Source organism: Mycobacterium ulcerans subsp. shinshuense (genome assembly GCF_002355775.1).
In the GTDB taxonomy this organism is placed as follows: domain Bacteria; phylum Actinomycetota; class Actinomycetes; order Mycobacteriales; family Mycobacteriaceae; genus Mycobacterium; species Mycobacterium marinum.
This window is the reverse complement of record NZ_AP017624.1, coordinates 1,327,095-1,348,894: the sequence shown is the minus strand read 5'-3', so window position 1 is coordinate 1,348,894 and position 21,800 is coordinate 1,327,095. Positions and strand designations below refer to the sequence as shown.

Here is a 21,800-nt window from a genome sequence, read left to right as displayed (position 1 = left end):
GATACCCCGTCACGCCAGGTCCCCGAACAGCCGCAGCCGCGATAGCCCGCCATCCGGATAGATCTCCAAACGAGCCTGATCCACCACATCTTTGGTGCTGACCAGAAACCGGTGCCGGGTGTCGGGCAAGAGGTTGGTGCGCGGTAGCAGCTCGATCCATTCGCCAGTGGGCTGCCGACCAACCACCGCCGCCGCGCCCGGACTATTCCCGACGAAATACGACGTGTCGATTTCGACCAGCCGCACCACGCCGGGGCCGGCCAGCTTGATCAGCACCCAGTCGTTGCCATCGTCACGACGCCGGGCAGTCTCCCAACCGTCACCCATGACTCGCGCCAGGCCCGGGAAGATGACGTGCTGCGGCGAGCTGTAGAAGCGGTTCGAGCAGTCCAGCACCAGCCCGCCATTTTCCAGCGCGGCCAGATCCAGCGGGCCGGCACCTAGGAACCGACGGTCGGGACGTCCCTCTCCGTGTACCCGCAACCGCGCCACGCCGCCGTCCGGATAGATGCTGAGCCGCACATGGGTCCAACGCTTTTCGGAGCTGACCACAAAGGGATTGTCGGCGTCACCGACCACCTTGGCACGGGCCACGATCGTTACCCAGCCACCGTCGCTGGCCAGCTGCTCGGCCGGCGGATAACCGTCGACCGCTAACGCCTCGATCGAGACTTCGGGCGGGTAGTTGCCCTTGAACCACGCGGTGTCGACCACCACACCGCAGATCACACCCGGGACACCGAGTCGCACGATCGCCTGGTCGTGACCAGGCTCACGGCGACGGCGGGTCTCCCATCCGTCATAGACCTGGCCCTTGTGCCCAAAGGAAGCCCGGCGATAGCTTGCGGGGCCCGGATTGATCAGGTTCTCTTTTTCGGCGAACGACTCATCGTTGGCCCAAATCACCGCGCCGCCAAGCGGTCGCAGCGCCAGATCGGGCAGCCAGGTGAAGTCCGGGGTATCTGTCATGAAGGGTTGTACTCCTGCGGTATTCGCATTTTTAGGGCTCGCAGCACTGACTCAGTGGCGCCAGGTGCGGCGTCGCGCACCTGGTCGGCACTGAAGGCTCCACAATCAAGGCCACGCAGCACGACCGCCGCCAGTGCCTCCGCGGTGGCCGGCTCGTCGATGACACCACCACCGGCGCGCTCGAGATAAGCCTGCAGCCGCGGGGCGGCAACGCCCAGCGCCGCCCGGAAAAAGGTGAAGGTGGCAAGCCATCGGGTGACCAGGTGGCCGGGATGCATGTCCCATCCCTGGTAATAACCGCGTTCCAGCGACCGGGTGACCAACCGGTAGTGACTCCGAAACGCCTGCACCACTTGCTCTTCGGTTCCCTCAGGCACCACGTTGGTGGATCCGTCGGAGACCCGGACACCGGTCTGCGCGGCCGCGGCAAGCATCACCGCCTTGGCGTGGTCGGCCACCGGGTGATCGAGCGCCTGGTGCTGAGGTGCGATCCCGCACGCGGCACTGTAGTCGTAGGTGCCGTAGTGCAGGCCGGTGCAGCGGCGCTGCGACATGTGGATCGCTCGTGCGAGGATAGCGGCGCCGTCCGGGCCGATGACTGCCTGCGGGCTCTCGATCTGCAATTCGAACTTCAGAGCGCCCGTCGGCAAGCCGTGCGCTGTTTCCAGGGCCTCACACAATTGCACCGCCGCGCCGACCTGGTCCCCGGCGCGAAGCTTGGGCACGGTGAAGACGAAACCGTCCGGAACGCCACCCGCACCGTCGAGCACCAGCTCCAGTGTGCGTAGCGCCCGACGCCACTCGGAGCTGGTCAAGCCCTTGATCCGGACGCCGCAGACAGGCAGTCCCAGCGACCGCAACGTCTGTCCGGCGCGCACGGCGTCGTCGTCCTCCACGTCGTCACCGCGTATCCCGTACCCGTCCTCCAAGTCCAGCCGTAGGTCCTCGATGGGGCCGGCGGCCAGACGTCGCTGGACCAACCCAAGTGCCGCATCGTCGCCAAGTTCGCTCAATAGGTCGACATGGCGCTGCAGCAACGCGGCGGCGGCGGCACCCCACTGGGAAGGCGTCTGGGAGGTAGCTTCGGCGGCGCTGACGTACACGGTGTGGACCGGTTGCACGCCGGGGCCGTCGCCCGGGTAGCGAGCCGCCAACTCCTGGTCAACCTGCGCCAATACCGCATCGATGTGTGCGAGAGCCGGCGAGTCGACGGGTCTAGACCCCGATTTGGGGTTTTCGGTCGCTGCTGCCACCCGCCCATCATCACAGATGCCCCGCACCCGGCTGACAGCCAATGGCGGGCAAGCACGACGGGGCGTCCATGAATTGGACGGGGCTTCAGCAAATCATATGAATCACAATCGAAACGCCCGGATGCCAACATGCGCTGTCGATCTTGTTGATGGGGAATCCGACTTGGAGGGCAGCGATGGCGTTTGTGTTGGTGGCTCCGGAGATGGTGACGGCCGCGGCGTCGGATTTGGCGAATATCCAGGGCTCCGGCGTTGTTGATTAGCAGGCTTGTGAGCTGGGGAATTGTGGATTGAGGAGGTCTAGGCGGCGGTTGGCGGTCAAAGCGGTGATCCGGCAGGCTTCGGCGATGTTGTCGGCGCCGTTGAGGCGGTGCAGATTGATCGCGGTGTTGCGTAGCGTTGCTAGGACCTGTGCGCCGTTTCCGGTATGTGCCCTTTGACGGTCTTCGTCGAAGGTGACGTCGCGTATCCAGTGCAGGCTGTTCTCGATTCCCCAGTGTTGACGCATCCAGGTCATGATCGCGGTAGGGCGGGCGTGCTCGAACGGCAGGCTGCAGATGGCATAGACCACCTCCACGCTGCGCTGGTCGGTGGCGGTGATCAAGCGTTCACGAGTGATCCGGATGATTTGTTTTGCGTAGGGGAAGCCGATTCCTCGTGCAGCGGTGATGATTTGCAGGGTGCGGGTCTCGACACGGCCGTGGCCGCGGGAGTCGTCGGTAGCGGCTGCGGGCACCTCGGCCCAGGGCAGCGCGGTGATACGCGCAAGTATTTTGGCTTGGTTGGACTTGACGATCATCAGGTAGTGCGACTTCAAGGTGGCGCAGATCAACTTCGCGGTGACGACCTGGGTATGCATCGCATCCACGGTGACCAGCCACCGCAAGCTACCCGGCAGCAGCGTGAGCAGGGCACGTACGCAGGGAATTTCATTGCTTTTCTCGGCGACAGCGAGTTGACCGAGCACCAATCGGGCACGGTGGGCGAACACCGACACGAGATGCGTGGCTGTCGCTTTGGCGCGTAAAGCACCACGCCGCATCTTGCCGTCCAACGCGATCGGCACCAATCCGCTGGGGTCGCTGCTGGCCACGTGTGCAGTGAAGTAACTGCCCATCCTGGCGTTGAGGTCGGCGGGGTCTAGCCGAGACAAAACAGCGCGGAAGGTCTTCTCACTGGGCCGCCGGAACCGGACCCCTAATTGGGCCAACACATCATCGGGAGCGGTGGCCGCCCATGTGGCAAAACCAGCATAGCCGCGCATCCCCGCGGCAGTGGCCAGAACCGCGATCGCCAACAAAGCCATCAGCGAATACCTCCGACCGCGTGGGTCCCTCGGGTCTGGCATCGAGGCCAACACATCGAGAAACTCCGATCCGATGAGCTCGCTGCGCTCACCAGGACTCCAGCGGTCGAACACCTCTGGAACCGACGACACAGGCAATACTGAAACGGTAGGCACGGGCAACTCCAGACCAACGACGAACAGTAACCAACTCGATCGTTCTCCAGATAGCCCGTGCCTACACTCCGGCCCCAATAGCGCGGCACCAAAGATCATCAACCCAGCTCACAAGCCTGCTAATCAACAACGACGGAGCCCTGGGCGAATATCGGCTCGGCGATCAACACGGCCAATACCGCGGTCGCGGCACCCACCGCGGAGCTGCTGGCCGCCGGGACCGATGAGGTCTCCGAAGCCATCGCCTCGCTGTTTTCCGGCCACGCCCTGGACTATCAGAACCTCGGCGCCCGGATGACAGCGTTTCACGATCAATTCGTGGCGGCCCTGACCGCGGGTGGCGGCCTGTACTCCAGCGCCGAGGCCGTCGCCGCCACGCCATTGCAAGACCTGCTCAATGTCGTCAACGCCCCCACCCAAGCACTGTTGGGGCGCCCGCTGATCGGCGACGGCGCCGACGGAACCGCGCCAGGGCAGGCCGGCGGAGCCGGTGGACTGCTCTACGGCAACGGCGGTAACGGCGCCGCGGGCACCAACGCCGGAGTGGCCGGCGGGGCCGGCGGGGCGGCCGGGTTAATCGGCAACGGCGGTGCCGGCGGGATCGGCGGCGCCGGTGGCTCCGGCGGTGCCGGCGGGACCGGGGGCTGGCTCTACGGCAACGGCGGCGCCGGTGGCGCCGGCGGGGCCGGCGGGACCGGGGGCTGGCTCTACGGCAACGGCGGCGGCAACGGCGGCAACGGCGGCGCGGCCGGCTGGTGGGGCACTGGCGGGGCCGGCGGCGCCGGGATCGGGACGGGGGGCTTGGGCAGCAACGGCGGTAATGGCGGCACCGGCGGCATCGGCGGGCTGATCGGCAATGGTGGCGCCGGTGGCGCCGGCGGCGCCGGCAGCGCCTCCGGCCCCTCGGGCTACAGCGGCGGCAACGGCGGCAACGGCGGCAACGGCGGGGCGGCACAGCTGATCGGTGCCGGCGGCGGCGGAGTGGCCGGGGTCGGCGGGGCTGGCGGAACCGGGGCCGCGGCGGGGGTGACCGGAAGCGCGGGCGCCAGCGGCGTGGGCGGACGGTTGTACTCGGGCAACGGGATCCCCGACATCTTTGGCCACCCACTAATCGGCGACGGCGCCGACGGGGCACCGGGCACCGGGCAAGCCGGCGGCGACGGCGGCTGGCTCTACGGCAACGCCGGCAACGGCGGCTCCGGCGCCGCCGGGCAAGCCGGAGGGGCCGGAGGTGCAGCCGGGTTGATCGGCAACGGCGGCGCCGGTGGCACCGGCGGAGCGGCGACCGACCCCTTGGTAGGCGGTAGCACTGGCGGCAGCGGGGGCGCCGGCGGCAATGGCGGGACCGCCGGACTGTTCGGCGCCGGCGGAACCGCCGGGGCGGGCATCGCCGTCGGCAGCAACGGCGGCCACGGCGGCCAGGGCGGCTGGCTGGGCGGCAGCGGAGGCGCCGGCGGCACCGGCGGCACCGGCGGTTCGGGTGATATCTACGGCGGAACCGGGGGTAGCGGCGGAGCCGCAAGACTATTCGGGACCGGTGGAACCGGCGGCGCCGGCGGAGTTGGTGGAGCAAGCCAGGGCTCCGGCGTTGTTGATTAGCAGGCTTGTGAACTGGGTTGATGATCTTTGGTGCCGCGCTATTGGGGCCGGAGTGTAGGCACGGGCTATCTGGAGAACGATCGAGTTGGTTACTGTTCGTCGTTGGTCTGGAGTTGCTCGTGCCTACCGTTTCAGTATTGCCTGTGTCGTCGGTTCCAGAGGTGTTCGACCGCTGGAGTCCTGGTGAGCGCAGCGAGCTCATCGGATCGGAGTTTCTCGATGTGTTGGCCTCGGTGCCAGACCCGAGGGGCCCACGCGGTCGGAGGTATTCGCTGATGGCTTTGTTGGCGATCGCGGTTCTGGCCACTGCCGCGGGGATGCGCGGCTATGCTGGTTTTGCCACATGGGCGGCCACCGCTCCCGATGATGTGTTGGCCCAATTAGGGGTCCGGTTCCGGCGGCCCAGTGAGAAGACCTTCCGCGCTGTTTTGTCTCGGCTAGACCCCGCCGACCTCAACGCCAGGATGGGCAGTTACTTCACTGCATACGTGGCCAGCAGCGACCCCAGTGGATTGGTGCCGATCGCGTTGGACGGCAAGATGCTGCGTGGTGCTTTACGCGCCAAAGCGACAGCCACGCATCTCGTGTCGGTGTTCGCCCACCGTGCCCGATTGGTGCTCGGTCAACTCGCTGTCGCCGAGAAAAGCAATGAAATTCCCTGCGTACGTGCCCTGCTCACGCTGCTGCCGGGTAGCTTGCGGTGGCTGGTCACCGTGGATGCGATGCATACCCAGGTCGTCACCGCGAAGTTGATCTGCGCCACCTTGAAGTCGCACTACCTGATGATCGTCAAGTCCAACCAAGCCAAAATACTTGCGCGTATCACCGCGCTGCCCTGGGCCGAGGTGCCCGCAGCCGCTACCGACGACTCCCGCGGCCACGGCCGTGTCGAGACCCGCACCCTGCAAATCATCACCGCTGCACGAGGAATCGGCTTCCCCTACGCAAAACAAATCATCCGGATCACTCGTGAACGCTTGATCACCGCCACCGACCAGCGCAGCGTGGAGGTGGTCTATGCCATCTGCAGCCTGCCGTTCGAGCACGCCCGCCCTACCGCGATCATGACCTGGATGCGTCAACACTGGGGAATCGAGAACAGCCTGCACTGGATACGCGACGTCACCTTCGACGAAGACCGTCAAAGAGCACATACCGGAAACGGCGCACAGGTCCTAGCAACGCTACGCAACACCGCGATCAATCTGCACCGCCTCAACGGCGCCGACAACATCGCCGAAGCCTGCCGGATCACCGCTTTGACCGCCAACCGCCGCCTAGACCTCCTCAATCCACAATTCCCCAGCTCACAAGCCTGCTAATCAACAACGCCGGAGCCCTGCCGGCGGGCCCGACGATCCGCCCAACAACATCCCGGCCGGAACCGACGGACAGGACGGAGCCGGCGGCGCCGGCGGGTCCGGCGGACTGGTGTTCGGCGATTCCGGCGGATAGGCACCTCGCCACCCGATCTGCACCAATCATGTTGGGAGCCAACGGCGCAATGCTTCTTCGCGCCGCAACAAACCGGAGCGTTAGGACCTGGCAATCCGCGCAATCGCCACCCGACCAATTTCATTTCGCCACAAATGGATTCAAATTAATCCTGCGCTAATCCGATGCGACATATGAAATTCGGCCAAAAGACCGATAGGCAACGCATTCAGCCTTTAGCGTAAACGCCTGCCGATTTTACTGATTTATTTCTGGCTTGGAGGGCAGCGATGGCGTTTGTGTTGGTGGCTCCGGAGATGGTGACGGCCGCGGCGTCGGATTTGGCGAATATCGGCTCGGCGATCAACACGGCCAATACCGCGGTCGCGGCACCCACCGCGGAGCTGCTGGCCGCCGGGACCGATGAGGTCTCCGAAGCCATCGCCTCGCTGTTTTCCGGCCACGCCCTGGACTATCAGAGCCTCGGCGCCCGGATGACAGCGTTTCACGATCAATTCGTGGCGGCCCTGACCGCGGGTGGCGGCCTGTACTCCAGCGCCGAGGCCGCCGCCGCCACGCCATTGCAAGACCTGCTCAATGTCGTCAACGCCCCCACCCAAGCACTGTTGGGGCGCCCGCTGATCGGCGACGGCGCCGACGGAACCGCGCCAGGGCAGGCCGGCGGAGCCGGTGGACTGCTCTACGGCAACGGCGGTAACTGCGCCGCGGGCACCAACCCCGGAGTGGCCGGCGGGGCCGGCGGGGCGGCCGGGTTGATCGGCAACGGCGGTGCCGGCGGGATCGGCGGCGCCGGTGGCTCCGGCGGTGCCGGCGGGACCGGGGGCTGGCTCTACGGCAACGGCGGCGCCGGTGGCGCCGGTGGGGCCGGCGCGCCGGGGCCGGTGAGCTTCAACGGCAACAACGGTGGCAACGGCGGCAACGGTGGCGCGGCCGGCTGGTGGGGCACTGGTGGGGCCGGCGGCGCGGGCGGCGAGGGCGGGGCCGCCGGCGGCGACCCGGCCGATATCGCATACGGCCAAACGGGCGGGGCCGGTGGCAACGGCGGCAGCGGCGGCAACGGCGGATGGTTCGCCAGCAACGCCGGGGCCGGCGGCAACGGCGGAGTCGGCGGAGACGGCAACGCCGCCGACCATGGCCTGGTTGCCGGTGCCGGCGGGGTCGGTGGGGCCGGGGGCGCCGCCGGGCTCTTCGGCGACGGCGGAGCCGGCGGACAAGGCGGCGACGGCGGACCGGCGGGATTAGTCGGCGCGAGCGACGGCGGCGCCGGTGGCGATGGTGGGCGCGCCGGGTGGCTCAGTGGTAACGCCGGGGCCGGCGGGGCCGGCGGGGCCGGCGGGGTCCTGGACAGTACCAGCCCCGTCTTTCCCGGCAACGGCGGCGCGGGTGGCAGCGGTGGTGCCGCCGGATTGTTCGGCGCCGGCGCCGCCGGTGGCGCCGGCGGGGCCGGCGGGGCAAGCCAGACGTTTACCGGCGACGGCGGGGCCGGCGGGACCGGTGGCGCTGGCGGGTGGCTCTACGGCAACGGCGGCGCCGGCGGCAGCGGCGGTAATGGCGGCACCGGCGGCATCGGCGGGCTGATCGGCAATGGTGGCGCCGGCGGCGCCGGCGGCGCCGGCAATACCAACCAAGTCTCGGGCTACAGCGGCAACGACGGCAACGGCGGCAACGGCGGGGCGGCACAGCTGATCGGTGCCGGCGGTGGCGGCGGGGAGGGCGGGGTCGGCGGAACCGGGGCCGCGGGGGTGACCGGAAGCGCCGGCGCCAGCGGCGTGGGCGGACGACTGTACTCGGGCAACGGGATCCCCGACATCTTTGGCCGCCCACTAATCGGCGACGGCGCCGACGGGGCACCGGGCAAGCCGGCGGCGACGGCGGCTGGCTCTACGGCAACGGCGGCGCCGGCGGCTCCGGCGCCGCCGGGCAAGCCGGGGGGGCCGGAGGTGCAGCCGGGTTGATCGGCAACGGCGGCGCCGGTGGCAACGGCGGCGCCGGTGGCTGGCTGTTCGGCAACGGCGGAACCGGCGGAACCGGCGGAGACGCCGTCGCCGGCTTGCCCGGTGTCAACGGCGGTAACGGCGGCAACGGCGGAGCCGGCGGAGCCGCCGGCTGGTGGGGCCGCGGGGGCATCGGCGGCCAAGGCGGCACCGGCGGAGAAGCGGGTGGCGGGACTGGAATCCATGCCGGAAATGGCGGCACCGGTGGCAACGGCGGAGGCGGCGGCTGGCTGTCCGGCGACGCCGGGGCCGGCGGGCAAGGCGGCGCCAGGGTGGCGTCAAACTACATCGCCGGCGGTGGCGGGGCGGGAGGCAATGGCGGTGCCGCCGGATTGTTCCGAGCCGGCGGGGCTGGTGGGACCGGCGGAACCGGCGGCAATGGCAACGCCCCCGCCGGTGGCGACGCCGGTCACGGTGGCCAGGGCGGCTACGGCGGTTGGTTGGCCGGCAGCGGAGGTGCCGGCGGGACCGGTGGTGTCGGCGGGTTGGGGGATTCCGCAAGCGGGACCGGTGGTAGTGGCGGTGGCGGCGGGGCCGCAAGGCTATTCGGCGACGGCGGAAGCGGCGGAAACGGCGGAGTAGGGGGGGGGGCGGCACCGTAGTGTTCGCCGGCGGCGGCGGCAGCGGCGGCACCGGCGGCGCCGCCGGATGGTTGATCGGCAACGGCGGGGCCGGCGGACAAGGTGGAGTATCGGGTACCCCGGATGGGGTCGACGGTCTGCTCAGAGGCACTGGCGGAGCCGGCGGCACCGGCGGCACGGCCGGATGGCTCTACGGCTCCGGCGGCAGCGGCGGCGCGGGCGGAGCCGGAACGGCCAGCTTTTACCCGGGTAGCACCGGCGGAAACGGCGGAAACGGCGGAGCCGCACAGGTCATCGGCTCCGGCGGCTCCGGCGGAGCGGCGGGGACCGGCGGGGCCGGCGGGCCCGACAGTCCGCCCGACATCCCGGCCGGAAACGACGGACAGGACGGAGTCGGCGGTGCCGGCGGGTCCGGCGGACTGGTGTTCGGCAATTCCGGCGGGTAGCCGCCCGGCTAGCCGATCAGCACCGCGAACCGCGGCTTGATCACCTCGTCGATGATCTCCAGGCGCTCGTCAAAAGCAATGAACGCCGACTTCATGGCATTGATCGTGAAGCGTTGGATATCGCTCCACCCGTAGCCGAACGTCTCCACCAGGCGGTACATCTCCTGGCTCATCGATGTGTCGCTCATCAACCGGTTATCGGTGTTGACGGTGACCCGGAATCGGCTGCGGGCCAACAGGTCAAAGGGGTGCTCGGCGATGCTGGCCACCGCTCCGGTCTGGACGTTGGAGCTGGGGCACAGCTCCAACGGAATCCGCTTGTCCCGCAGGATTGCCGCCAGCCGGCCCAACTTCACATCGCCGTCGGGACCCACCTCGATGTCGTCGACGATCCGCACCCCATGACCCAACCGGTCCGCTCCGCAAAACGCGATCGCCTCGTGGATGGACGGCAGACCGAACGCCTCACCAGCATGAATCGTGAAGCGCGCGTTGTTGTCCCGCATGTACTCGAATGCGTCCAAGTGCCTCGACGGCGGGTAGCCGGCTTCCGCGCCGGCGATGTCGAAGCCCACTACCCCTTTGTCGCGGAACCGGATCGCCAGCTCGGCAATCTCGCGCGACATGGCCGCGTGTCGCATCGCGGTGACCAGCAGGCGCACCTTGATGGGACACCCGGCACCGGCACAGGCCCGTTCGCCGGCGGCAAAGCCCGCCAACACCGCGTCGACGATCTCGTCGAAGGTCAATCCCTGATTGATGTGTAGTTCTGGCGCAAAACGAATCTCGGCATAGACCACCGCGTCGGCGGCCAGATCTTCCACACACTCGTAGGAGACCCGATACAGCGCTTCGGGCGTCTGCATCACCGCGACGGTGTGCGAGAACGGCTCCAGGTAGCGCTCCAGCGAGCCGCTGTGCGACTGCGTGCGAAACCAACTCGCCAGCTCCCCGGCATCGGTGGAGGGCAAGCCGTCGTACCCGACCTGGCCGGCTATGTCGAGCACGGTTTCCGGACGTAACCCGCCGTCGAGGTGGTCATGCAGCAGGGCCTTGGGCGCCTGCCGGATTGCGTCTAGCGTCGGCATGTCTGTCATCGGCTGATCCGATCAATGATGAGAGGCCGAGTGGTCGGCGCGCTGTCAGCGACGCTGAAGCCGGCGGCCAGCTCGGCTACCGCGGCGCCGAACCGCTCGGGGGTGTCGGTATAGAGCGTGAACAAGGGCTCACCGGCCGCCACCGGCTCCCCCGGTCGCCGATGGATCCGAATGCCAGCGCCGTGCTGGACCCGTGCGCCGGGGCGGGACCTGCCCGCGCCGAGCCGCCATGCCGCCAACCCCACCGCCATCGCATCGATGTCGCCCATTGTGCCGCCGCGGCCGGCCCGGACGGTTTCCGAATGCGCACCAATCGGCAACGGTTTGGCCAACTCTCCCCCCTGGGCCGCGATCAGCCGGCGAAACCGGTCCATCGCGGAGCCGTCGCGCAGCGTCTCGGCCGGGTCGCGGCCATCGATCCCAACCAGGTCGAGCATCTCGGCTGCCAACCGCACCGTCAGTTCCACCACGTCGGGCGGCCCACCGCCGTCGAGCACCTCCAGCGCCTCGGCCACCTCGAGCGCATTGCCGACGGTCGAGCCCAACGGACAGTTCATGTCGGTCAGCAGCGCTCGGGTGGGCACGCCGTGTGCCGCGCCCAGCTCGACCATGGTGTGTGCCAATTCACGTGATTGGGTTTCGGATTTCAGAAACGCTCCCGAGCCGACCTTCACGTCCAGCACCAGCGCGCCCGCCCCCTCGGCCAGCTTCTTGCTCATGATCGAGCTGGCAATCAACGGCAGCGATTCCACGGTGCCGGTGATGTCGCGCAGCGCGTACAGCTTGGCATCGGCGGGCGCCAGCTCACCAGCGGCGAAGATCGCGGCGCCGACATCGCAAAGCTGTTCACGCACCTGCTGGTTGGACAGCGTCGCGGTGAATCCACTGATGGATTCCAGTTTGTCCAGGGTGCCGCCGGTGTGGCCGAGCCCACGACCCGACGCCTGCGGGACAGTGCCCCCACAGGCGACGACGACAGGCACCAGCGGCAGCGTGATCTTGTCCCCCACCCCGCCGGTGGAGTGCTTGTCCACGGTCACCAACGGCGCACCGCCCGCGCGCAGATCGGAGAAGTCCAACCGCGGGCCCGACGCCAGCATCGCCGATGTCCACCGGGCGGTCTCACCTCGGTCCATGCCCTGCAAGACAATCGCCATCAGCAGCGCCGACATCTGTTCGGGCGCGACCCGGCCCTCGGTGTAGGCGTCGATCACCCAGTCGATAGCGGCATCGGACAGCCGACCGCCGTCACGCTTGATGCGGATCACCGTCGGTGCATCGAACTCGAAGTCGGTCAAGTTGGTTCCCCGGTGAGGTCGGCGTGGAAAGGTTCGGGCAGCAGATCGCCGAGCCGGCGAGGCCCGGCGAGATGGTCGACGAGCAGCTCCGGGCCGCCGTGCTCGAACAACAGCTGGCGACACCGGCCGCACGGCATCAGCGGTGCTCCGCGGCCGTCGACACATGCCAGCGCGACCAGCCGACCCCCACCCGTGGCATGCAGGGCGCACACCACACCGCATTCCGCGCACAGGGCAAGCCCGTATGAGACATTTTCCACATTGCACCCGGTAACGACCCTGCCGTCGTCGACCAGCGCGGCGGCACCGACCGGGAACCGCGAATAGGGTGCATAAGCCCCGGCCGCAACCTGGGTTGCTTTGTCGCGCAATTGTTTCCAATCAATATCGGGCATTCCCAACCCCGCTCGACGATGGCCTGTTTCAGGTAAGTCACCCTAACTCCCGGTAGCCGACACATGATCTGGATCGCAGAGTGCGGTATCGCGCGCATCGCGGTCAAGATAAGCTCGATTGCCCGACAAGAGCTGTTCGACCGTGGTTTTGAGGGGCTTTTAGGGGTGCTTGAAGGGCTTGGAAGGGGTCAGTAAAAGGTGAGCACAACGGCGACAAGCGTGGATCCGGCCGCCGCGAAAAAGGCGCCGGGATCTTCCCGTAAAAGGCGACCGCCACGCACCCTGTATCGGGGCGATCCCGCAATGTGGTCGTGGGTGCTGCACCGCATCACCGGCGCCGCCATTTTCTTTTTCTTGTTTGTCCACGTTCTGGACACCGCCCTGGTGCGGGTGAGCCCACAGGCTTACAACTCGGTAATCGACACTTACAAGACACCGATCGTCGGCCTGATGGAATTCGGGCTGGTGATCGCGGTCTCCTACCACGCACTGAACGGGATCCGGATCATCTTGATCGACTTCTGGTCAGAGGGGCCGCGCTATCAGCGGCTGATGTTGGCGGTCATCGGCGTGGCCTGGCTGCTGATCCTGGTGCCGTCGGCGGTGGTGCTGGGCATTCACATGGCGGAGCACTTCCTATGAGCGCCCCAGACCACCAGCTCGGCCGGGGCGAGCACGCTCCGGTGTTGCAGCGCAGCCACGACCGGCCCGCCAGCCTGGACAATCCACGTTCGCCGCGTCGCCGCGCCGGCATGCCCAACTTCGAGAAATACGCCTGGCTGTTCATGCGATTCTCCGGCGTAGTGCTGGTGTTCCTGGCGCTGGGGCACTTGTTCATCGGGCTGATGTGGGAAAACGGGGTCTACCGAATCGACTTCAACTACGTGGCGCAGCGCTGGTCGTCCCCGTTCTGGCAGACCTGGGATCTGCTGCTGTTGTGGCTGGCACAGTTGCACGGCGGCAACGGGCTGCGAGTCATCATCGACGACTACAGCCGCAAGGATTCCACTCGATTCTGGCTGAATTCGCTGCTGGTGGTGTCGATCGTGTTCACGCTGGCCCTAGGCAGCTACGTGCTGTTGACGTTCGACGCGAACATCTCCTGAAAGTCCAGAAAGTCCGGAAAGGCAAGCCTTGATCCAGCAACACCGATACGACGTGGTGATCGTCGGCGCGGGCGGTGCCGGCATGCGTGCGGCGGTAGAAGCGGGTCCGCGGGTCCGCACCGCGGTGCTGACCAAGCTGTATCCGACCCGCAGTCACACCGGCGCGGCCCAGGGCGGCATGTGCGCCGCGCTGGCCAACGTCGAAGACGACAACTGGGAATGGCACACGTTCGACACCGTCAAGGGCGGCGACTACCTCGCCGACCAGGACGCCGTCGAGATCATGTGCAAAGAGGCCATCGACGCGGTGCTCGACCTGGAAAAGATGGGGATGCCGTTCAACCGCACCCCCGAGGGCCGCATCGACCAGCGCCGCTTCGGCGGGCACACGCGCGACCACGGTAAGGCTCCGGTGCGTCGGGCCTGCTACGCCGCCGACCGCACCGGGCACATGATCCTGCAGACGCTGTACCAAAACTGCGTCAAGCACGACGTGGAGTTCTTCAACGAGTTCTATGCGCTCGATCTCGCGCTCACCGAGACCCCGAGCGGTCCGGTCGCCACCGGAGTCATCGCCTACGAGCTGGCGACCGGCGACATTCACATCTTCCACGCCAAGGCCATCGTCCTGGCGACCGGCGGTTCGGGCCGGATGTACAAGACCACCTCGAACGCGCACACGCTGACCGGTGATGGCATCGGCATCGTCTTCCGCAAGGGACTCCCGTTGGAGGACATGGAGTTCCATCAGTTCCACCCGACCGGCCTGGCCGGCCTGGGCATCCTGATCTCCGAGGCGGTACGAGGCGAGGGCGGCCGGCTGCTCAACGGCGAAGGCGAGCGCTTCATGGAGCGCTACGCCCCCACCATCGTCGACCTGGCGCCCCGCGACATCGTCGCCCGCTCGATGGTGCTGGAAGTGTTGGAGGGCCGCGGCGCCGGTCCGCACAAGGACTACGTCTACATCGACGTCCGCCACCTGGGCGAGGACGTGCTGGAGGCCAAGCTGCCCGACATCACCGAGTTCGCCCGCACCTATCTGGGGGTGGACCCGGTGCACGAGCTGGTGCCGGTCTATCCGACCTGCCACTACGTGATGGGCGGCATCCCCACCACCGTCACCGGACAGGTACTGCGGGACAACACTCACGTCGTTCCCGGCCTGTTCGCCGCGGGTGAGTGCGCCTGCGTCTCGGTGCACGGCGCCAACCGGCTGGGCACCAACTCGCTGCTGGACATCAATGTGTTCGGCCGCCGGGCCGGTATCGCCGCGGCTCGCTACGCGCGCGGGCACGACTTTGTGGACATGCCGGCGGAGCCGGCCTCGATGGTGGTCAGCTGGGTAGCCGACATCCTGTCCGAGCACGGCAACGAGCCCGTCGCCGACATCCGCGGTGCCCTGCAGCAGACCATGGACAACAATGCCGCGGTGTTCCGCACCGAGGAAACCCTCAAACAGGCACTCACCGACATCCACGCGCTCAAGGAGCGGTATTCCCGCATCACCTTGCACGACAAGGGGAAGCGGTTCAACAGCGATCTACTGGAAGCCATCGAACTGGGCTTTTTGCTGGAGCTGGCCGAAGTCACCGTGGTCGGCGCATTGAACCGCAAGGAGTCCCGCGGCGGGCACGCCCGCGAGGACTACCCCAACCGCGATGACGTCAACTACATGCGCCACACCATGGCCTACAAAGAAGGCACCGACCTGCTCAGCGACATCCGGCTGGACTTCAAACCCGTCGTGCAGACCCGCTACGAACCCAAGGAACGGAAGTACTGATGTCTTTGGACACTGAGAGGGCCTCCTCCGACGACGTCACCGACTCGCTGGCCCCACCGTTGCCGCCGGTTCCGGACGGTGCGGTGATGGTGACGGTGAAGATCGCGCGGTTCAACCCGGATGACCCCGAGGCCTTCGCATCGACCGGCGGCTGGCAGAGCTTCCGGGTGCCGTGCCTGCCCAGTGACCGGCTGCTGAACCTGCTCATCTACATCAAGGGCTACCTGGACGGCACCCTGACCTTCCGACGTTCCTGCGCACACGGAGTGTGTGGCTCCGACGCCATGCGGATCAACGGCGTGAACCGGCTGGCCTGCAAGGTGCTGATGCGTGACCTGCTGCCCAAGAAATCGGGCAAACAGCTCACCCTCACCGTCGAACCGATCCGCGGGCTGCCGGTGGAAAAAGACCTGGTGGTCGACATGGAGCCGTTCTTCGACGCGTATCGCGCGGTGAAGCCCTATCTGATCACCAGCGGCAACCCGCCCACCCGGGAGCGCATTCAGAGCCCCACCGACCGCGCCCGCTACGACGACACCACCAAGTGCATCCTGTGCGCGTGCTGCACCACCAGCTGCCCGGTGTTCTGGAACGAGGGCAGCTACTTCGGCCCGGCGGCGATCGTCAACGCGCACCGCTTCATTTTCGACAGCCGTGACGAGGCGGCCGCCGAGCGACTCGACATCCTCAACGAGGTCGACGGCGTGTGGCGCTGCCGCACCACGTTCAACTGCACCGAGGCCTGCCCGCGCGGCATCGAGGTGACCAAGGCGATCCAGGAAGTCAAGCGGGCGCTGCTGTTCTCCCGCTGAGCCGGTCCGTCTCAAGATAGGGAGATGCCGAAGCCACCGGCACCGCCGCCGCCGCCATCGATGCCATTGGCAGCGCCGCCGTATTCGCCTTGCGCACCCGGAATGACCCCCAGAGCACCAGCATTACCACCGTTCCCGCCGCTACCGGCCAGGTAGTCGCCACTCCCAAATGGGGGCGGAACCCCTGGTAGGCCGGTGCCGCCGGCACCGCCCCTACCGCCATCGCCCGAGTGGACGTTGCTGGCCCCGCCGACCCCGCCGTTTCCGCCATTTCCGGCGTTGTGGCCGGCATAGGCGTCGCCGCCCCGGCCGCCGTCGCCGCCGTCGCCCGCTGTCCCGTACAGGCTGTCACCGCCACGACCCCCACGTCCGCCGGCCTCGCCGCCGGCGCCGTCGGCGCCGTTTCCGCCGTTCTTACCGTTGCCCCAGGTACCCGCCGCGCCGGTAGCACCGTTGGCACTTGTGGCTCCGTTACTGTCAGCGCCGCCACTCCCGCCCGCACCCCCTGCACCGGAGGCGCCAGCGTTACCGCCACTAGCGCCGTGGATGTAGCCACCCGTTTGCCCGTTGGCGCCGTTGCCGCCGTCGCCGCCCTGGCCGCCGGTTCCACCGACCCCGCCGGCACCCAAGCTGCCCGCGTCGCCGACCGGTGCCGCACCCGCGGCCCCGCCGGAGCCCCCATCACCTGCGAGGCTTCCGCCCATACCACCGTTGCCACCGGCACCGCCGATCCCGCCGGTGCCGCCGTCTTCGCCGTTCGTTGGGCGACCGACGGAGCCATCCGCGCCCGCAGCGCCGGCCACGCCGCTGGCGCCGTTACCTCCGTTTCCACCGTCGCCGCCGTCGCCAACCAGGCCGCCGTTGCCACCAGCGCCGCCCGCGCCACCGGCGGCCCCGGCGGTAGTGGCGGTTGCGCCGTTGCCGCCGTTGCCGCCGTTGCCGCCGTGATCGGCGGCGGCGCCTGAGACGCCGGACGCACCTCTCACGGAGCCCGCGCCTCCCTTGCCGAGAGCACCACCGGCGCCGGGATCGCCGCCGTTACCACCGGCCCCACCGGCTTGGCCCGGGTTGACGGCATTGGCGCCGTCGCCCCCGTTGCCGGCGATGCCACCGGTCCCGCCGTCACCTCCCACCCCACCGTGGCCCTGTTCGCCGGCATGACCTGCTGCCGCGGTGCCCCCTTTCCCGCCAGCTCCGCCAGCCCCGCCGGTCCCGTCGTCACCGCCAGTTCCGCCGCCGATATCGTTCGACAGCGCGTTGCCGACCGTCCCGTCGGCGCCAGTGCCGCCAACACCGCCGTCGCCGCCGGCCCCGCCCGCCCCGCCGTTACCGCCGTTGCCGAACTCGGAACCGCCCTTGCCGCCGGCGCCACCGGAACCGCCGGTCCCGCCGGCCTGACCAGCGCCGCCGCTATCGCCCGCGGCGAGCCCGCCGCTGCCCTCGGCACCGACCCTCCCGGCTCCACCGGCCCCACCGGTGCCGCCGTTGCCGAGCCGCCCGCCATCGCCACCTACCCCGCCGTCACCGCCGTTGGGGGAACTGGCCGACCATCCGGAATCAGCGCCCGCCCCGCCGTTGCCGCCGTTGCCACTGCCTGCAGTGAGCGTGGTCGAGCCGCTGAAACTGATGCCGGAACCGGTTCCGCCCGCGCCGCCGGCCCCGTTATACCCGGAGTCACCGCCGGAGCCGCCGGCGCCGCCCGTGAGGTCGACACCATATGTCCCCCCTCCGGATCCGTCTCCCCCGCCGATCAGCCTCGAGTCATAGGTACCGGTGGCACCGTCTCCGCCGTCACCAGCAGTCCCGGCCAGTCCACCGTTACCACCGTTGCCGCCATGACCCTGGGTGCCCGCCGCCGCCGTGCCGCCGTTGCCGCCCTTGCCGCCGGCGCCACCAGCGCCGCTGTCTCCACCGTTACCGCCCGCGCCGTTGTGGACCGACATCAACTTGCCGTCAGCGCCGTCCCCGCCGTTGCCGCCGGCCGCTCCGTTGCCGCCGACCCCGCCATCGCCGCCGTTGCCGGCACCGGCGCCGCCCTTGCCGCCGTCCCCGCCGGCACCACCGCTGCCGCCAGCACTGCCATCGCCGCCGGATCCGCCGACAACGGTGGCATCCGCACCCGAAGTTCCCGCCATACCGTCACCACCGGCACCGCCGGCACCGCCAGACCCAATGCGCCCGCCATCGCCGCCGGCCCCACCAGCGCCGCCGGCACCACCGGCCACGGTCGCGTCGGCACCTCGACCTCCAGCCCCACCATTACCGCTGATGCCGCGGGTTCCGGTGCCGTCATCACCGGCGGTGGCACCGCTAGCGGCATGGGTGCCGTTGCCGCTGTCACCGCCAATGCCCCCCTTGCCGCCCGCGCCGGGATCACCACCGGCGCCACCAGCGCCACCGGCGCCACCAGCGCCACCGGCGCCATCGTTGACCGCCGCGCTACCGGCGGCCCCGGCACCACCGTCACCGGCGGCCCCGCCCAGCGCCGTCACCGCCAACGCCGCCCGCGCCATGACCGCCGGAGACATAGCCAGCCGCTACCGCACCGCCGCCAGCCCCACCGGCACCGCCGGAACCACCAGCACCGCCGACGCCACCATCGTCACCATCGTCTCCATTGGCACCGGCCTGCGTACCGGCAGCACCGGTGGCGCCGTGCCCGCCAAGACCGCCGGCCCCGCCCTTGCCGCCGATGCCACCATCTCCGCCGTTGCCGGCATGCGTGCCGCCACTGCCGCCGTCCCCGCCGGCACCACCGCCGCCGCCGGCCCCGCCGGCACCACCGGTCGCACCGGCGACGGTGGCATCCGCACCCGAAGTTCCCGCCATGCCGTCACCACCGGCGCCGCCGGCACCGCCCAGACCCAATGCGCCCGCCATCGCCGCCGGCCCCACCAGCGCCGCCGGCACCACCGGCCACGGTCGCGTCGGCACCTCGACCTCCAGCCCCGCCATTACCGCTGATGCCGCGGGTTCCGGTGCCGTCATCACCGGCGGTGGCACCGCTAGCGGCATGGGTGCCGTTGCCGCTGTCACCGCCAATGCCCCCCTTGCCGCCCGCGCCGGGATCGCCACCGGCACCGCCGGCACCACCGTCACCGCCCGTCGGTCCCGCGGCGCCGTTGCCGCCGGAGCCACCATCACCAGCAGCCCCGCCCAGGGCACCGTCACCACCGATACCACCGGCACCGGCACTGCCGTGCAGCCCGAACAGTCCGCGCGCACCCCCACGACCACCGGCACCGCCCGCACCACCGCGGCCAAGCATCAACCCGCCGTTGCCCCCGCCGCCACCGTCACCGTCCACACCACCAACACCGCCGGCACCGCCCTGACCGATCAACCAACCACCGTTGCCACCGCGCCCCCCAGCGACTCCATCGACGTCGGAATCCCCACCCTGGCCGCCACCGTTGTACAGTCCCGCGGCGCTGCCCCCGTCACCCCCATTGGCGCCGCCGGCGCCACCATTGCCGATCAGCCAGCCACCGTTGCCGCCGGCACCACCCGCACCGGCCGCCCCGCTGAGCCAGTTCCCGCCGTTTCCGCCCAATCCGCCGTTGCCGAACAGTCCGGCGTTTCCACCGGCCCCGGCGTTTCCGCCGATACCGGTGACGCTGTTCCCGCCCCACCCGCCGGACCCTCCGGAGCCGTAGAGCCACCCGCCGGAGCCACCGGCACCGCCGGCACCGCCGTTGCCGATCAGTCCCGCGCCACCACCCCTACCACCGGCTAGCCCACCCTCGGTTTGGCTGTAGCCGTTTCCGCCGTTGCCATAGAGCAGCCCGCCGGCCTGGCCGTTCGGGCTGGCCGCTGTCCCGTCGGCGCCATTGCCGATCAATGGGCGCCCGATCATGGCCTCGGTTTGCGCGTTGACCGCTCCCAGCAGAGTCTGCAGTGGCGACGCGTTGGCGACCTCGGTGGCCGAATACCACTCGGCAGCCGCGTTCACGGCCTGAACAAACTCGGCGTGAAACCCAGCCGCCTGTGCGCTGATGGCCTGATAGTCACGGGCGTAGGCGCCAAACAGCTCCGCAATGGCTTCCGATACCTCGTCGGCGGCCGCCGACAGCACCGAAACGGTCGGGGTTGTCGCGGCCGCGTTGGCCGCCTGAAGCATCGGCCCGATGTTTGCCAGATCAGACGCGGCGACCGACAAAATTTCCGGCGCGGCAACCACATACCCCATTTGGGACCTCCAGGACGTCTTAGCTACTCACCGGAGTCATCCGGTCACTTTGTTGATTAATCAGTAGAGTAGACGGCGGCGGTCTCGCCCACAGTACATTTTAGAATTTCATTCTAGAATGCTTGGGATGGCGCGGCCAACGGGCAAGTGACGCAACTGGCCCCGGGGTATCGGAGCCGCTCCGGCACGCACCAACGCACGGCGCTGGTTACCTCATGCGTTCGACGTTTCAGACCTTAGGACGTCCCCGTCACACTCGCGCACCAACTCGTCGACCACCGACTGCCACCCCGGGCCGTCGATGCAGAGTTGGCTGGCGGTGAGCACCAACCGCTCGGGTGCCCCGGGAAGTAGCGACGCAGCGAACAGCCGGCCGGTGCACATGTCGAAGCTGGACCGATGCCGTGCGACCACCTCTGCCACCGCCGCGCCCGGGGGTTCCACCGCCCAACCCCAGCCGCCGCCGGGCCGAGACGTCCAGGTATCCACCCGGGGTTCGAACATGGTGCCGAGGGCGGGATGAGCGTCGAAGACCGTGTCGACCGCGGCTCGTATGCGCGACTGATCCACCCGCGAGTGTGCGACCAACACGTTGGTGTGTGCGCTGGGCTCGATGTCCTCGAGCCGGGGCAGCTCCGCGAAATACGAGTACGACATGACCCGAGGCTCCGGCACAGTCCTCGATGAATTCTTGGCAGATTCTTGGAGCGCCGCCGCGCCGGCCTGTCACATTCGGGCGGCCCGTCTCGTCTGAGGGGTATGACACAGAAAACCCGTATCGAACCCTTGCCCCCAAAGCGAGCCGGCCTGCTGGTCGGCGCCCTTTATCGGATAGCCAAACGGCGCCGCGGCGAAGTTCCCGAGCCATTCAGCGTGGTGGCACAGCACCGGCGTCTGCTGGTTGCCAATGCCGTGCACGAAACCATGGTCGAGCGAGCGTCACGGACGCTGCCGGCCGGCGTGCGAGAACTGGCCGTGTTCTGGACCGCGCGCCAAATCGGCTGCTCATGGTGTGTTGACTTCGGATCGATGCTGCAGCGCCTCGACGGCCTGGACGTGCACCGACTCGAGGACATCGACGAGTACGCGACGTCACCGCTGTTCAGCGACGACGAGCGCGCCGCTATCGCCTATGCCGAGGCGATAACCACCGACCCGCACACCGTCACCGACGAGCAGGTGGCCGAGCTGCGGAGCCGCTTCGGTGACGCCGGAGTGGTCGAGCTGACCTATCAGATCGGCTTGGAGAACATGCGGGCGCGGATGAACGCCGCGCTGGGCATCACCGAGCAGGGCTTCAATTTCGGTGACGCCTGCCGCGTGCCATGGGCCACCGCCGAGCCGCAGTTCGGGAGGTAAGC

The 21,800-nt window shown here is 68.8% G+C and carries 17 protein-coding genes and 3 pseudogenes; 10 read left to right on the top strand and 10 right to left on the bottom strand.

Features of this window, described 5'->3' with window-relative positions:
- Positions 1 to 9: 9 nt before the first annotated feature.
- The 3 genes from alc to SHTP_RS06245 form a co-directional block, all read right to left on the bottom strand.
- Entirely contained in the window at positions 10 to 969 is a 960-nt protein-coding gene (gene alc, locus SHTP_RS06255) for an allantoicase (RefSeq protein WP_096370083.1), read from the bottom strand.
- Complete coding sequence (locus SHTP_RS06250; RefSeq protein ID WP_096372347.1) at positions 966 to 2,249, bottom strand: DUF6986 family protein; 1,284 nt, start codon at positions 2,247 to 2,249, stop codon at positions 966 to 968. The genes alc and SHTP_RS06250 overlap by 4 nt, the downstream gene beginning before the upstream one ends.
- Before the next feature lie 232 nt (positions 2,250 to 2,481).
- Positions 2,482 to 3,684, bottom strand: a complete 1,203-nt coding sequence (locus SHTP_RS06245) for an ISAs1-like element IS2404/ISMul1 family transposase (RefSeq protein ID WP_420872954.1) — start codon at positions 3,682 to 3,684, stop codon at positions 2,482 to 2,484.
- 150 nt (positions 3,685 to 3,834) lie between these two features.
- Here SHTP_RS06245 and SHTP_RS06240 point away from each other — a divergent pair, with 150 nt between their 5' ends.
- The 5 genes and pseudogenes from SHTP_RS06240 (at position 3,835) to SHTP_RS29700 (ending at position 9,759) form a co-directional block, all read left to right on the top strand.
- Entirely contained in the window at positions 3,835 to 5,283 is a 1,449-nt protein-coding gene (locus tag SHTP_RS06240; protein ID WP_420872953.1) for a PE family protein, read from the top strand.
- 119 nt (positions 5,284 to 5,402) lie between these two features.
- A complete protein-coding gene (locus SHTP_RS06235) occupies positions 5,403 to 6,605 on the top strand; it encodes an ISAs1-like element IS2404/ISMul1 family transposase (protein WP_420872952.1) in 1,203 nt (400 codons plus the stop codon).
- Between the two features lie 402 nt (positions 6,606 to 7,007).
- A pseudogene (locus SHTP_RS30670) lies at positions 7,008 to 7,508 on the top strand (PE family protein); the annotation flags it as partial.
- 1,041 nt (positions 7,509 to 8,549) lie between these two features.
- Positions 8,550 to 8,734: pseudogene (locus SHTP_RS30665) on the top strand (PGRS repeat-containing protein); the annotation flags it as partial.
- A gap of 599 nt (positions 8,735 to 9,333) precedes the next feature.
- A complete protein-coding gene (locus SHTP_RS29700) occupies positions 9,334 to 9,759 on the top strand; it encodes a hypothetical protein (RefSeq protein WP_265338865.1) in 426 nt (141 codons plus the stop codon).
- Positions 9,760 to 9,767: 8 nt separating this feature from the next.
- On the opposite strand, the gene SHTP_RS06225 is transcribed toward SHTP_RS29700, so the two are convergent.
- From SHTP_RS06225 to SHTP_RS06215, 3 genes are read right to left on the bottom strand one after another with little or no spacing between them, the layout of a single operon-like run.
- Complete coding sequence (locus SHTP_RS06225; protein ID WP_096370080.1) at positions 9,768 to 10,856, bottom strand: adenosine deaminase; 1,089 nt, start codon at positions 10,854 to 10,856, stop codon at positions 9,768 to 9,770.
- The gene (locus SHTP_RS06220; RefSeq protein ID WP_020727320.1) at positions 10,853 to 12,154 is read right to left on the bottom strand and encodes a thymidine phosphorylase; all 1,302 of its coding nucleotides are present in this window, start codon (positions 12,152 to 12,154) and stop codon (positions 10,853 to 10,855) included. The genes SHTP_RS06225 and SHTP_RS06220 overlap by 4 nt, the downstream gene beginning before the upstream one ends.
- The gene (locus SHTP_RS06215; protein WP_012393084.1) at positions 12,151 to 12,549 is read right to left on the bottom strand and encodes a cytidine deaminase; all 399 of its coding nucleotides are present in this window, start codon (positions 12,547 to 12,549) and stop codon (positions 12,151 to 12,153) included. Before SHTP_RS06215 ends, SHTP_RS06220 begins: the two co-directional genes overlap by 4 nt.
- Positions 12,550 to 12,768: 219 nt before the next feature.
- On the opposite strand from SHTP_RS06215, the gene sdhC reads away from it, so the two are divergent.
- Genes sdhC through SHTP_RS06195 form a run of 4 tightly spaced genes read left to right on the top strand, consistent with a single transcriptional unit; the run spans position 12,769 to position 16,250 of the window.
- Positions 12,769 to 13,191: a succinate dehydrogenase, cytochrome b556 subunit gene (sdhC, locus tag SHTP_RS06210; RefSeq protein ID WP_096370079.1), complete on the top strand. Its 423-nt coding sequence runs from the start codon at positions 12,769 to 12,771 to the stop codon at positions 13,189 to 13,191.
- On the top strand, positions 13,188 to 13,655 hold the full coding sequence (locus tag SHTP_RS06205) for a succinate dehydrogenase hydrophobic membrane anchor subunit (protein ID WP_012393082.1): 468 nt from the start codon (positions 13,188 to 13,190) through the stop codon (positions 13,653 to 13,655). The genes sdhC and SHTP_RS06205 overlap by 4 nt, the downstream gene beginning before the upstream one ends.
- A gap of 28 nt (positions 13,656 to 13,683) precedes the next feature.
- Positions 13,684 to 15,438 (top strand): succinate dehydrogenase flavoprotein subunit, encoded by a 1,755-nt coding sequence (gene sdhA / locus SHTP_RS06200; RefSeq protein WP_096370078.1) that lies wholly within the window; start codon positions 13,684 to 13,686, stop codon positions 15,436 to 15,438.
- Positions 15,438 to 16,250 (top strand): succinate dehydrogenase iron-sulfur subunit, encoded by an 813-nt coding sequence (locus tag SHTP_RS06195; protein ID WP_096370077.1) that lies wholly within the window; start codon positions 15,438 to 15,440, stop codon positions 16,248 to 16,250. Before sdhA ends, SHTP_RS06195 begins: the two co-directional genes overlap by 1 nt.
- Positions 16,251 to 16,261: 11 nt before the next feature.
- Here SHTP_RS06195 and SHTP_RS26800 read toward each other — a convergent pair whose 3' ends face one another.
- The 4 genes from SHTP_RS26800 to SHTP_RS06180 all read right to left on the bottom strand — a co-directional run bounded on the left by SHTP_RS26800 (position 16,262) and on the right by SHTP_RS06180 (position 21,096).
- Positions 16,262 to 18,778 (bottom strand): GTP-binding protein, encoded by a 2,517-nt coding sequence (locus SHTP_RS26800; RefSeq protein ID WP_157756280.1) that lies wholly within the window; start codon positions 18,776 to 18,778, stop codon positions 16,262 to 16,264.
- A complete protein-coding gene (locus SHTP_RS26795) occupies positions 18,714 to 19,079 on the bottom strand; it encodes a hypothetical protein (protein WP_231991824.1) in 366 nt (121 codons plus the stop codon). The genes SHTP_RS26800 and SHTP_RS26795 overlap by 65 nt, the downstream gene beginning before the upstream one ends.
- A 4-nt stretch (positions 19,080 to 19,083) precedes the next feature.
- Positions 19,084 to 20,439 (bottom strand): PE family protein, encoded by a 1,356-nt coding sequence (locus SHTP_RS29960; RefSeq protein ID WP_157756276.1) that lies wholly within the window; start codon positions 20,437 to 20,439, stop codon positions 19,084 to 19,086.
- A 213-nt stretch (positions 20,440 to 20,652) separates the two neighbouring features.
- Positions 20,653 to 21,096: a condensation domain-containing protein gene (locus SHTP_RS06180; RefSeq protein ID WP_015354785.1), complete on the bottom strand. Its 444-nt coding sequence runs from the start codon at positions 21,094 to 21,096 to the stop codon at positions 20,653 to 20,655.
- Positions 21,097 to 21,165: 69 nt separating this feature from the next.
- On the opposite strand from SHTP_RS06180, the pseudogene SHTP_RS06175 reads away from it, so the two are divergent.
- Positions 21,166 to 21,798: pseudogene (locus SHTP_RS06175) on the top strand (carboxymuconolactone decarboxylase family protein); the annotation flags it as partial.
- Positions 21,799 to 21,800 lie beyond the last annotated feature (2 nt).

Excerpts from the sequence above, each read along its gene's own strand:
- SHTP_RS06215 (WP_012393084.1), bottom strand. The coding sequence starts at position 12,549 with ATGCCCGATATTGATTGGAAACAATTGCGCGACAAAGCAACCCAGGTT.
- SHTP_RS29960 (WP_157756276.1), bottom strand. The coding sequence starts at position 20,439 with ATGGGGTATGTGGTTGCCGCGCCGGAAATTTTGTCGGTCGCCGCGTCT.
- SHTP_RS06225 (WP_096370080.1), bottom strand. The coding sequence starts at position 10,856 with ATGACAGACATGCCGACGCTAGACGCAATCCGGCAGGCGCCCAAGGCC.
- SHTP_RS06195 (WP_096370077.1), top strand. The coding sequence starts at position 15,438 with ATGTCTTTGGACACTGAGAGGGCCTCCTCCGACGACGTCACCGACTCG.
- SHTP_RS26800 (WP_157756280.1), bottom strand. The coding sequence starts at position 18,778 with ATGTCTCCGGCGGTCATGGCGCGGGCGGCGTTGGCGGTGACGGCGCTG.
- SHTP_RS26795 (WP_231991824.1), bottom strand. The coding sequence starts at position 19,079 with ATGGCGGGAACTTCGGGTGCGGATGCCACCGTCGCCGGTGCGACCGGT.
- alc (WP_096370083.1), bottom strand. The coding sequence starts at position 969 with ATGACAGATACCCCGGACTTCACCTGGCTGCCCGATCTGGCGCTGCGA.
- SHTP_RS06180 (WP_015354785.1), bottom strand. The coding sequence starts at position 21,096 with ATGTCGTACTCGTATTTCGCGGAGCTGCCCCGGCTCGAGGACATCGAG.
- SHTP_RS06205 (WP_012393082.1), top strand. The coding sequence starts at position 13,188 with ATGAGCGCCCCAGACCACCAGCTCGGCCGGGGCGAGCACGCTCCGGTG.